Annotated in this window: 10 protein-coding genes; 6 read left to right on the forward strand and 4 right to left on the reverse strand. The window is 64.0% G+C overall.

The window, feature by feature from the left end; genetic code table 11:
- Positions 1–102: 102 nt before the first annotated feature.
- A complete protein-coding gene (locus tag ACF8Q6_RS10785; RefSeq protein WP_014590411.1) occupies positions 103–741 on the forward strand; it encodes a TetR family transcriptional regulator in 639 nt (212 codons plus the stop codon).
- 3 nt (positions 742–744) lie between these two features.
- On the opposite strand, the gene ACF8Q6_RS10790 is transcribed toward ACF8Q6_RS10785, so the two are convergent.
- The 4 genes from ACF8Q6_RS10790 to ACF8Q6_RS10805 form a co-directional block, all read right to left on the reverse strand.
- Positions 745–4308 carry a molybdopterin cofactor-binding domain-containing protein gene (locus tag ACF8Q6_RS10790; protein WP_392490750.1) on the reverse strand — a complete coding sequence of 1188 codons (3564 nt, stop codon included), beginning with the start codon at positions 4306–4308 and terminating at the stop codon, positions 745–747.
- Entirely contained in the window at positions 4305–4778 is a 474-nt protein-coding gene (locus ACF8Q6_RS10795) for a (2Fe-2S)-binding protein (RefSeq protein WP_392490749.1), read from the reverse strand. The genes ACF8Q6_RS10790 and ACF8Q6_RS10795 overlap by 4 nt, the downstream gene beginning before the upstream one ends.
- 437 nt (positions 4779–5215) lie before the next feature.
- Positions 5216–5692: a MarR family winged helix-turn-helix transcriptional regulator gene (locus ACF8Q6_RS10800; protein ID WP_392493198.1), complete on the reverse strand. Its 477-nt coding sequence runs from the start codon at positions 5690–5692 to the stop codon at positions 5216–5218.
- A gap of 70 nt (positions 5693–5762) precedes the next feature.
- A complete protein-coding gene (locus ACF8Q6_RS10805; RefSeq protein ID WP_392493200.1) occupies positions 5763–6815 on the reverse strand; it encodes a 2,5-dihydroxypyridine 5,6-dioxygenase in 1053 nt (350 codons plus the stop codon).
- Between the two features lie 321 nt (positions 6816–7136).
- On the opposite strand from ACF8Q6_RS10805, the gene nicC reads away from it, so the two are divergent.
- From nicC to ACF8Q6_RS10830, 5 genes are all read left to right on the forward strand, one after another.
- Positions 7137–8285, forward strand: a complete 1149-nt coding sequence (nicC, locus tag ACF8Q6_RS10810) for a 6-hydroxynicotinate 3-monooxygenase (RefSeq protein WP_392493201.1) — start codon at positions 7137–7139, stop codon at positions 8283–8285.
- Positions 8282–9088, forward strand: a complete 807-nt coding sequence (gene nicD, locus ACF8Q6_RS10815; protein WP_392493202.1) for an N-formylmaleamate deformylase — start codon at positions 8282–8284, stop codon at positions 9086–9088. The genes nicC and nicD overlap by 4 nt, the downstream gene beginning before the upstream one ends.
- A gap of 13 nt (positions 9089–9101) precedes the next feature.
- Positions 9102–9854, forward strand: coding sequence for a maleate isomerase (locus ACF8Q6_RS10820; RefSeq protein WP_003251112.1), 753 nt, complete (start codon positions 9102–9104; stop codon positions 9852–9854).
- A gap of 15 nt (positions 9855–9869) precedes the next feature.
- The gene (locus tag ACF8Q6_RS10825; RefSeq protein ID WP_392493203.1) at positions 9870–10511 is read left to right on the forward strand and encodes an N-carbamoylsarcosine amidohydrolase; all 642 of its coding nucleotides are present in this window, start codon (positions 9870–9872) and stop codon (positions 10509–10511) included.
- 208 nt (positions 10512–10719) lie between these two features.
- The gene (locus tag ACF8Q6_RS10830) at positions 10720–12033 is read left to right on the forward strand and encodes an MFS transporter (protein WP_003251108.1); all 1314 of its coding nucleotides are present in this window, start codon (positions 10720–10722) and stop codon (positions 12031–12033) included.
- Positions 12034–12036: the final 3 nt, after the last annotated feature.

Consider the following 12036-nt stretch of genomic DNA (forward strand, 5'->3'; position numbering starts at 1 on the left):
CCGCTCCCTCGCGATTATCGTGTCAGCCCAGTCGAAAAAGCCGCGCAATGGCTCACGGTCTGTGGCAGTGTTGGCTATCTGGCCAGCCCCACAGGGACCGACATGCAAACTCGCAAAACCGGTGTTCGCGCCCAGCAGGCCGACCGCACCCGGGACAATATTCTCAAGGCCGCAGTGAAGGTCTTCAGCAAGGAAGGCTTCACTGGCGGGCGCATCGAGCAGATCTCCACACTGGCCAAGTCCAACGACCGGATGATCTATTACTACTTCGGCAGCAAGGAAAAGCTGTTCATCAGTGTGCTGGAGCACATCTATGCCAGCTTCAACCAGGCCGAAGCGAAGCTGCGCCTCGACCTCGCCGACCCTGAGCAGGCCCTGCGCGAACTGGTGGCATTCATCTGGGACTATTATGTGCGCCACCCCGAATTCGTCACCATCCTCGCCACCGAAAACCTTCACCAGGGCTTGCACGCGCGCAAGTCGCAAAACCTCAGGGCGCTGTCCGGCGAGGCGGTCGGCGTGCTGCGGCCGATCATCGAGGCCGGACAAGTAAAGGGCCTGTTCCGCGACGATATCTGCATTACCCACGCCTACCTGATGATTGCCTCGCTCTGCTACTTCTATAACTCCAACCGCCATACGCTCAGCTCGTTCCTGGCCGTTGACCTGGCCGACAAGCAGGCCAAGGCCGATTGGCTGGCCTTCATCAGTGACCTTGCGCTGCGCGGCTTGCGCCGCTGAGCCTCAGTGGCTGCCAGGGTTGGCGCGTACCTGCGCAGCCTTGGACGCCAGCCCTTGCCAGGCCGGTTTGTCGGCGGCAAAACGATGGCGCAGGTAGGCCGCGAGGTCGGCTACCTGGCGGTCCGACAGGCTGTCCTTGAAACCGGGCATGTAGCCCAGGTCGCGGGTTGCCGGGGTCGGAATGCCGTGCAGCACCACGCGCAGCAGGTTGTCCGGCAGGTCACTATGGACGTTGCTGTTGACCGCCATCGACGGGCTGACGCCAAACAGCTTCGGCCCCAGCCCATCACTGTGGCAGGCCAGGCATGCACCTTTGAATACCCGCTCGCCGTTGCTCAGCGACACTGGCGAGTCCACCTGAGGCGCGGCATTGGCAGCCAGTGCCTGCGGCTCGCCATCCAGGGAGCTGAGGTAGTGGGCGATAGCGCGCACGTCGCTTTTTGGCAGGGTGGCAAGCTCACTGACCACCGGGCCCATGGGGCCGGCCGCCACGCCATGTTTTTCGGAGAAGCCAGTGCTCAGGTAGTTGAACAACTCGTCTTCGCTCCACGGCGTCGATGACTTGCCCAGGGCATTCAAGGCCGGGGCCTCCCAGCCATCGACCATGCCGCCGGCAAGGTAGCTGCTACCGCCTTTTTCTGCGCCCAGCAGATTGCGCGGCGAGTGGCAGGCCGTGCAGTGCCCCAAGCCGTCGACCAGGTAGGCACCGCGGTTCCACTGCGCGCTGCGCTGCGGGTCGGGCTGGTATTCGCCGCGTTGCAGAAACAGCGCATTCCAGCCGGCCATCAGCGCCCGCTGGTTGAACGGGAAGCGCATCTGGTTGGCGGGCGCTTCCTGGCGTACCGGGGTCTGCGACATCAGGTAGGCATACAGCGCTTGCATGTCGGCGTCGTTGATGTTGCGAAACGAGGTGTAGGGAAACGCCGGGTACAGGTGCCGGCCATCGCGGCTGATACCTTCGCGCATGGCCCGCTCGAAGGCGGCGAAGGACCAGCGGCCGATACCGGTTTCCGGGTCGGGCGTGATATTGGTGCTGTATAGCGTGCCGAAAGGCGTATCCATTGCCAGCCCCCCGGCATTGGCCTTGCCGCCACTGACCGTATGGCACACGGCGCAGTCGCCCGCCGCCGCCACCTGGCGCCCGCGCTCGAGCATGGCGGCGCTCCAGCTGCCGACACCCGGTGGCGTTACCGGGGCGATTTCGGCGCGCCAGGGCAAGGCGGTGGCAAGCATGCCCAATGCGGCGCCGAACACCCCGGCCAGCGAGCCGAACCACCACTTCGAACGCTTGGTTGACGGCTGCGCTGGCGCGGGTGCATCTGGCCCTTGGCCTTCGCCACCGAGCGCAGCGCGCACGCGTTCGGCAGTGATCGGCAGCTCGCGAAAACGAATGCCGGTGGCGTCGAAAATGGCATTGGCGATGGCCGCTGCGCTGGGTACCGAGGCTGACTCGCCACTGCCCATTGGCGGCTCGTGCTGGCGCGGCAGCATCATTACGTCGATAGCTGGCACCTCGGGGAAGGTCAGGATCGGATAGCCGCCCCATTCCTTGCTCACCACCGTCGACTCTTCGAAGCTGACCTGCTCCTTGAGCGCCCGGCTGGTGGACTGGATGACGTTGCCGTGGATCTGGTGACGCACACCCTCGGGGTTGACCATCATCCCGGCATCGTGGCCGATCACCACGCGGGTGACGGCCACTTCGCCCGTGCGCCGGTCCACTGCGACATCGGCCACCCAGGCTGCCCAGGCCGCGCCGAAGCCGGGGAATTTACTGTGGATATAGCGCGCATAGGCAAAGCCCCGGCCGCGCAGCACATCACCTTCGGCCTGTGTCTGCATGGGCTGGGTATGCGGCTGCCATTGCGCGCGTTCAGCGGTGGCTTTGACCAGGTCGATGGCGCGCGGGTCGGACAGGTGCTTGAGGCGATATTCGACCGGGTCGACGCCAGCGGCAAAGGCCAGCTCATCAATGTACGACTCGTGGGCGAAGCTGTTGGGCATGGCCGACACCCCCCGCATCCATGAGGCACGCACCAGTGGCGTCATGTCATTGATGGTGACGCGCATGTGTTCGTAATCGTAAGGCGGGATCGACGTGCGATCGCCCATCTCGAACAGCGCCGGCACCGGTTCCACGGCACCGGTCAGCAGCAGGGCCAGGGTGGGCGCGCCATTGGACGGGTAGCTGGTCTGGAAGTCATAGGCGGCCACGCTGCCATCGGCGTTCAGGCCGCCGTCGATTTCCATCAGCTGCGCGGTGCCCTTGGGCTCCCACACGTGTTCCTGTTCGCGGGTCAGCTGCACCCGCACCGGGCGCTGCACCGCACGCGACAGCAGCACCGCGTCGGCGCACACGTCATCGGCGCAGTTGCGGCCATAACAGCCGGCTGCCTCCATGCGAATGATCTCGATGCGTGCTTCGTCGCACGCCAGCAGCCAGGCCAGGTCTGCGCGCAGCAGGTGCGGGTTCTGCGTGCCTGACCACACGCGGATCTGCCCTGCGGTGAAGTCGGCCAGCGCACATGATGGGCCAATCGATGCGTGCAGCTGGTACGGCCACAGGTAGCTGCGGCTCAGGCGCTGGCTGGCATTGGCGATGCCGCCGTCGACATCGCCCTGGTCCAGCACGGTGCGCTGCACGCGCGGGTTGTCGCGGATGGCCTGGGCGACATCGCTAAGGTCGGGCAGCTTGCCTGTGAATGGCTTCCAGCTGATTTTCAGCTCATGGGCTGCACGGATGGCTTGCTCTTCGCGCTCTGCCACCACGCCGACGAAGTCGCGGATGACCACCACGGCGACCACGCCGGGTAGATGGGCGATGGAGGATTCATCCACCGCCAGCAGGCTGTTGCCGACAAAGTCGCCGCTGTCATGGCCGGCATAGGGCGGGCGGATGACCCGACCGTGAAGCATGTCGGGCAGGCGCATGTCGTGCACATAGGTCAGCTCGCCGGTGGCCTTGCCTGGGATGTCTACCCGTGCGGCGCTGCGTCCGACCAGGCGATAGTCCTCGATGGCCTTGAGCCGGGCGTCGTCGGCAATGTGCAGCCGGTGGTTCTCACCTTGCACCAGTTCGGCAAAGCTCAGCGTGCTGCCGTTACTGGCGATAACCGTGCCGTCTTCAATGCGCAGCATTTCGGGCGGGCAGCCAAGGCGTAGGGCGGCCTGTTGCAACAGATAGCGTCGCGCTGTGGCTGCGGCCTTGCGCAGCGGTACCGCGGAAATCTGCAGGGTGGCGCTGGCAATGGTCGCGCCCTGGTTGGGTGCCCGCTCGGTGTCGCCCAGCACCATGTGCACCTGGTCCATGCGCAGGTCCAACTCTTCGGCGACGATTTGCGCCAGCGAGGTGCGGATGCCCGTGCCCAGGTCGACATGGCCATTGAAGGCGTAGACCATGCCGTCGTCGCTGACCGCGATGAACAACGCCAGCTCACGTTCCTTGGCTGGAGGTGTCACGCCCTTGGCCACAGGGCCTGAGGGCGGAGTAATCTGGTCGACGATCAGCAATACGCCGGTCTTGGCCAGCAGTTGGTCGCGGCTGGGCACCTGTTGTGAGTGGTTCATGGCTTTCTCCGGATCTCGGCAGCGCGGCGCACGGCGCGCAGGATTTCGACGTGGGTGCCACAGCGGCACAGGTTGCCGGACAGCTCATTGCGAATCTGTTCGTCGCTGGGCTCGGGAATGCGGTCGAGCAGGGCCTTGGCGGTCATGATCATGCCGTTCATGCAGTAACCACACTGGGCCGCCTGCTCGTCGATGAACGCCTGTTGCACCGAGTGCGGAGCGGCCTTGCTGCCCAGCCCTTCGAGGGTGGTGATATCGCGGCCGGCGGCGCCGGCCAAGGGGATGACGCAGGAGCGGGCGGCCACGCCGTCGATGATCACCGTACACGCCCCGCATTCGCCCAGGCCGCAGCCGTACTTGGGGCCGTTCAGGCACAGGTCGTTGCGCAGGATCAGCAGCAGCGGGGTGTCAGGCATGGCGCTGACTTCGACGGGCTGGCCGTTGACCTGCAGGGAGATGGTTGTTTGCATTATTGGCTCATCTCTGGAGGTTGCTTGCGCTACCAAAGGACTCAAATGACGCGAGCGTTTCGGTAAGTACTCACTACATGAAATGAGTGAGCAAGAAGCAGGCCAGGGATGAATTTGCAGAGCGCTGTGGTGGGGGCAGGGAGGAAGATTGTCGGCGTCTGGGAAATCGAGCGCCGCCCGCGCGGCGCATCGCGCTGTGCCGAACCCTGATGCGTGTGTGTAGGAGCGGTTTTACCCGCGAATACGGTGGCGGCGGCAACGGTGAACGGCAGGTGTAAATTGGCCAGCAGGCCCGGCCCATTCGCGGGTGAGCCCGCGCCTACGGCGGCCTGTGTCCAACCACCGATGCGTGTCCAATGTGAGCGAGCTTGCTCGCTATGTGCTCGATCTCTCAGGCCGCGTATCTGTGACGGCCACCGCGGCAGTCACAACAAATTTCAGCCCGCGTTCTCGTCGCTGTCGATCATCTTGCGCAGCAGGTACAAAATGGCTACGCGTTCACCGGCATTCAGGCTGCCCATGCTCAGTTCGCTGATCTGCCGGGCGCAGGGGATCATTGCATCGAGCAAGGCCGCGCCGCTCTTGGTGAGTTCGACGATGACCTTGCGCCGGTCGCCTGGGTCTGGCGAAAGCTGCACCAGCTCGCGCGCCTTCAGGCGCTCGACGATGCCGCGGATGGTTGCCTGGTCCACCGCGGTGGCCTTGATCAGTTCGGCCTGGGAGCTGGGGCCGTGGTCGCGCAGGGCGCACAGGGTGACGAACTGGATCGAGGTAAGCTGCGGGTCGCAGGCCTGCTGCTGGAAGATCGCCGTGTGCCGCTGGTAGGCCTTGCGCAGCAAGTGCCCGACCTGTTCGGTAACGTCGTAGGGGGTGTTGTCGAGCGGGGCGCTGCTGGGGGTGGTTTTTTTCGACATAGGATGGCTTGGGCTGGGTGGAAAGAGGCTGGCCGGCCGCCAATAGCGGAGCGCCCGGCCAGTATAACCCCTATCGCGCTCGCGACTCCTCTGGTGCAACCACGTCGCCGGCCAGCACTACCGCCTTGTCATCCAGGTAGATATCGCAGTTGCGCAGCGGGATGTCGAGGTGGCACGGGGTCTTGCGCTTGCCGCCGACCTCGGTGTTGGGGCCAGTGGAGAACAGGAAGTTGCCGTAGAACGCACGGGCATCCATGCACATGCCGTCGTTGCGGTCGTGCAGGCCCATGGCTGTCCATTGCGCGCGCGGCTGCAGGCCCCAGCCGATGTGCGAGATGCCGTATACCTCGGGGTCGTTGAAGTACTTCATGTAGTCACGCAGGTACTCGGCCTCGAAGCCGCCATGTATGCCGGTGATGAAGCCTTTTTCGATTTCCAGGGTGATGCGCTCGCGGCAATAGTTCTTGAACGGCAGGATGATGTCGCCTACATCCAGCACCAGCGTGCCCTCGGCGCTGTCCTCGTTCGGCCAGGTGAACAGAAAGCCGCTGGGCCAGTGGTCCCAGCGCCCCGGTTCGTCGGCATAGCCGTACTCAGTCACGGCCGGGTACTGGCCGAGCGGGGCGTGGAAGTCGCTACCGGCCTTGGACCGCACATGCAGGCTGCGCGCCTGTTTCAACAGGGTTTCGGCAGCCAGCACCCGGCGTTTGTCGTCTTCGGTCGGCAGCATGCGCGCCAGCACCTCGGGTGGCTCCACGGCCAGCAGGATGCGCGTGCCGGTCTTGAGAATCTTCTCCTGCTCGGGCGAGTGCAGCAGCATCATGGTGTCGACGACCAGGTCGGCGGCTTCCAGCGCCCGCTGCGCCGCCAGGTTGCCGGTCAGCGCGGTGTCGCCGCAGTAGGCCGTCATGTCGTTGCCCATGGCGGTCGGGTGGTTGAACGCCGGCAGCTCTACCGCATACACCTTGGCCTTCAAACGCTGGGCGGCCTCCATGGCGGCGTTGACCGTGCGCGGGTCGGAGTAGTGGCTCTTGAGCACGGCCACGCTCTGCGTTTCGTCCACGCGAGACAGCTTCAGTACGTGCTCGAACATCTGGGTCAGTTGTGCATTGCTCACCGGCATCGGGGTTCTCCTGGGTGGCGTTGACAGGGGCGCACCATGGCAGTGCCTGGTGCTTCATCTCGGTGCAAAATAATAGTGTGTACACCCTACTTTTGCAGATGAAAACGCATCCTGCCAGCGAGCGCAAGTTATCTGTTCAAACGTTACCTATCCACACATCACCCAGTATTTACGGTAACAATAAGCCGAGTGTTGTTTCGATCAGCTGTTTGAAAAATATTTTCAGCGGGCTCTTTTCAAAGGTCATTTATAGCGTATACGCTCTAAATCGTCAGGCGGTTGAACCGCTGGCCACCTATCAGAACAAGAGGAGACATACCCATGCGGGGTAGGCAGAAAATCGCAATCGTCGGTGCAGGTCTGGGTGGGGCAGCCGCCGCCACGTTGCTGCAACAGGCCGGGTTCGATGTCGAGGTATTCGAACAGGCTCCGGCGTTCACCCGCCTGGGCGCGGGCATTCATATCGGCCCTAACGTGATGAAAATCTTCCGCCGCATGGGGCTGGAGCAGAAGCTGGAGCTGATGGGCTCGCACCCGGACTTCTGGTTCAGCCGCGACGGCAATACCGGTGATTACCTGTCGCGCATTCCGCTGGGCGAGTTTGCCCGCCGCGAATACGGCGCCGCTTACATCACCATCCACCGTGGCGACCTGCACGCCCTGCAGATCGAGGCCATCCAGCCGGGCACCGTGCACTTCGGCAAGCGCCTGGAAAAGATCGTCGACGAAGGTGACCAGGTGCGCCTGGACTTCGCCGACGGCACCCACACCGTGGCCGACATCGTCATTGGGGCCGACGGCATCCATTCGAAGATCCGTGAAGCGTTGCTGGGGGCTGAAGCGCCGATCTACAGCGGCTGGGTCGCGCACCGTGCACTGATTCGCGGGGTGAACCTGGCACCGCATGCCGATGTGTTCGAGCCCTGCGTCAAATGGTGGTCCGAAGACCGCCACATGATGGTCTACTACACCACCGGCAAGCGCGACGAGTATTACTTCGTCACCGGCGTGCCACATGAAGCCTGGGACTTCCAGGGTGCGTTCGTCGACAGCAGCCAGGAAGAAATGCGCGCAGCCTTCGAAGGCTACCACCCCACCGTACAGAAGCTGATCGACGCTACCGAATCGATTACCAAGTGGCCGCTGCGCAACCGCAACCCGTTGCCGTTGTGGAGCCGTGGCCGCCTGGTGCTGCTGGGCGACGCCTGCCACCCGATGAAGCCGCACATGGCCCAGGGCGCGTGCATGGCCATCGAGGACGCGGCCATGCTGACCCGCTGCCTGCAGGAGACCGGGTTGTCCGACCACCGCACGGCGTTCGCCCTCTACGAGGACAACCGTAAAGAGCGGGCATCGCAGGTGCAATCGGTATCCAACGCCAACACCTGGCTCTACACCCAGGAAGACCCAGCCTGGGTTTACGGCTACGACCTCTATGGGCAGCAGCTTAAAAGCGGGGAGGCGGCATGAGCACCTTCGTCGCTGGCGGTAACGTGAGCGCCAATGGCATCCGCCAGCATTACCTGCGCTATGGCGGCAAGGGCCATGCGCTGATCCTGGTGCCGGGCATCACCAGCCCAGCGATCACCTGGGGCTTTGTTGCCGAGCGCCTTGGGCAGTATTTCGACACCTATGTGCTGGATGTGCGCGGGCGCGGCTTGTCTTCAAGCGGCCCCGAACTGGACTACGGCACCGACGCTTGTGCTGCGGATATTCCCGCCTTTGCCGCCGCGCTGGGCCTGGATGGCTACCATCTTGTCGGGCACTCGATGGGGGCGCGTTTTGCCATCCGCGCTGCCGCCCAAGGGGCACCGGGACTGCAGCGGCTGGTGCTGGTCGACCCACCGGTGTCCGGTCCGGGCCGCCGCGCCTACCCGAGCAAGTTGCCGTGGTACGTCGATTCGATCCGCCAAGCCACGGTTGGCATGAGCGGCGATGACATGCGCGCCTACTGCGCCACCTGGAGCAACGCGCAGCTGGCCCTGCGTGCCGAGTGGCTGCACACCTGCTACGAACCGGCGATCGTGCGGGCCTTCGACGATTTCCACGAGGTCGATATCCACCAGTACCTGCCCGCAGTGCGCCAGCCGGCATTGCTGATGGTGGCTGGGCGGGGGGGAGTGATCGAGCCCCGTGACATTGCTGAAATGCGCGAGCTAAAGCCGGATATCCAAGTCGCGTACGTGGACAACGCCGGCCACATGATTCCCTGGGATGACCTGGACGGTTTCTTCGCCGCCTTTGGCGACTTCCTCGACCACCCCCTCGTCTGACGGAGCACGAGACATGACCCAGCTATACCGCATCGGCCAGATCGTGCCGAGTTCGAACACCACCATGGAAACCGAAATTCCGGCGATGCTCAACGCACGCCAAGCGATCCGCCCCGAGCGGTTCACCTTCCATTCCAGCCGCATGCGCATGAAGCAGGTGAAGAAGGAAGAACTGGCCGCGATGGACGCCGAGTCCGACCGCTGCGCAGTGGAGCTGTCCGACGCCAAGGTCGATGTGCTGGGCTATGCCTGCCTTGTGGCGATCATGGCCATGGGGCTGGGCTATCACCGCCAATCTGAAAAGCGCCTGCAGCAGGCCACCGCCGACAATGATGCGCTGGCACCGGTGATCACCAGCGCCGGGGCGCTGGTCGAGGCCTTGCATGTGATGAAGGCCAAGCGCATTGCCATCGTCGCGCCGTACATGAAGCCGCTGACCGAGCTGGTGGTGAACTACATCCGCGAGGAAGGCTTCGAGGTGCAGGACTGGCGCGCGCTGGAAATCCCCGACAACCTCGCTGTGGCCCGTCACGACCCGGCCAACCTGCCGGGCATCGTCGCCGGCATGGACCTTGAAGGCGTCGATGTGGTGGTGCTGTCGGCGTGCGTGCAGATGCAATCGCTGCCGGCAGTGGCCAAGGTCGAGGCGCAAACCGGCAAGCCGGTGGTCACCGCTGCAATCGCGACCACCTACGCCATGCTCAAGGCGCTGGACCTGGAGCCGATCGTGCCGGGGGCCGGTGCCTTGCTGTCGGGCGCCTACTGAAATCGGGAGACGGACATGAGCGACGCACAAAGCGCCCGTGACAACTACCAGGGTGTGTGGGGCCAGCGCATCGGCTTTGGCCGCAAGCCGGCCCTGCTGATGATCGACTTCATGCAGGGCTACACCACCCCGGGCGCACCGCTGTACGCCCCGGGCGTGGTCGCAGCGGTCGAGCAGGCTGCCGGCCTGCTGGCGCTGGCCCGCGACTGCGGTACCTTGGTGGTGCATACCAACATCCGTTACCAGCCGCCGCATTTTGCTGACGGCGGCGTGTGGGTGCGCAAGGCGCCGGTGATGAAGGACATGGTCGAAGGCAACCCGCTGGCAACCTTTTGCGAGGCGGTTGCGCCACAGGCAGGGGAGGTGGTGCTGAGCAAGCAGTACGCCAGCGCTTTCTTCGCCACCAGCCTGGCCCCGCTGCTGCATGCACAGGGGGTAGATACCGTGGTGCTGGCTGGCTGCTCGACCAGCGGCTGCATCCGCGCCAGTGCGGTGGATGCCATGCAGCACGGGTTTCGAACCATCGTGGTGCGCGAGTGTGTCGGTGACCGCCACAGCGACCCGCACGAAGCCAACCTGTTCGACATCGACAGCAAGTACGGCGATGTCGTCACCCGGCAGGATGCCATGCAGCAACTCAGGCACCTGGCCGGCTGAACGCCGGGCAGCGCCTATCCAATAACAATCAAGGACCGGTGCGGGAAGCCCGTCCATGACCGCCTGCTGTCCGGGTGGTCGCCCCGCAGGAGCACTCGGGGTCTTCAGGCGCTGTCCAGGCCCGCCGCGTAGAATGCGCGGCGTGCCCGGCGCGTCGAAAACTGCTGGCCTTAAAACAACCACAAAGTCGCCCGCCAGGAGACAGGAAATGCCAATTGCGAATGCAACCACGGTCCACAGTGACATCGACCATGGCACGAAAGCGCTGTACAGCAAGATCACCTGGAGGCTCATCCCCTTCTTGTGTTTCTGCTACCTCGCAGCTTATCTGGACCGCATCAATGTCGGCTTCGCGAAGCTGCAGATGCTCGAAGACCTGCAGTTCAGCACAGCGGCCTATGGCCTGGGTGCAGGGCTGTTCTTCGTCGGCTACATCATCTTCGAAGTGCCGAGTAACCTGATCCTGCAGCGCGTTGGCGCCAAGCTGTGGATCGCCCGCATCATGATCACCTGGGGCCTGCTGTCGGCCTGCACCATGTTCGTCACCAGCACCACCCAGTTCTATATCCTGCGTTTCCTGCTGGGTGCGGCCGAGGCCGGCTTCCTGCCAGGCGTGTTGTACTACCTGACCATGTGGTACCCCACCTATCGCCGCGGGCGCATCATTGCCCTGTTCATGATCGGGCTGCCGTTGTCGAGCGTGATTGGCGGGCCGATTTCTGGCTGGATCATGGGGCATTTCGACCAGGTTCAAGGTTTGCATGGGTGGCAGTGGCTGTTCCTGCTGGAGGCGATCCCCAGCGTTTTGCTCGGCATCCTCACGTTCTGGGCATTGCCTAACCATTTTCAGCAGGCCAAGTGGCTGTCGGCTGACGACAAGGCACAACTGGCGGCAGACCTGGCCGCCGACGATGCCGAGGGCAAGGACAGCAAACACAGCTTCCGCGATGGCTTCTTCAACCTTAAGGTGTGGATGCTTGGTGGTATCGACTTTTCGATCCTGCTCAGCGCCTATGCGATGGGCTTCTGGATGCCGACCTTCATCCGCGATGCGGGCGTCAGCGACACCTTCCATATCGGCCTGCTCACGGCCATTCCAAGCCTGGCCGCGCTGGCTGGTATGCTCATGATCGGGGCCAGCTCCGACCGCCACCGCGAGCGCCGCTGGCACATCATCGTGCCGTTCATCATTGGTGCAATCGCCATGGCCAGCAGCACCTTGTTCAGCCAGAACCTGGTGATGACCGTGGTGCTGTTCGCCATTGCCTCGGCGGCGATCATCGGCGCGGTGCCGGTGTTCTTCAGCCTGCCGGCGACCTTCCTCAAAGGCACCGCAGCCGCCACCGGCTTTGCCCTGGCCTGTTCGGTAGCCAACATCGCCGGCCTGGTGAGCAACTCACTGATGGGCGTGGTCACCGACCTCACCGGCACCTCGCACGCTGCGCTGTGGGTGTTTGCCGGCTGCCTGATCCTCAGCTGCTTCCTGGTCATCGCCTTGCCGGCCAAGCTGGTCAACCGCTAGCGG

Source organism: Pseudomonas sp. GLN_2 (genome assembly GCF_043106005.1).
Lineage (GTDB): Bacteria > Pseudomonadota > Gammaproteobacteria > Pseudomonadales > Pseudomonadaceae > Aquipseudomonas > Aquipseudomonas alloputida.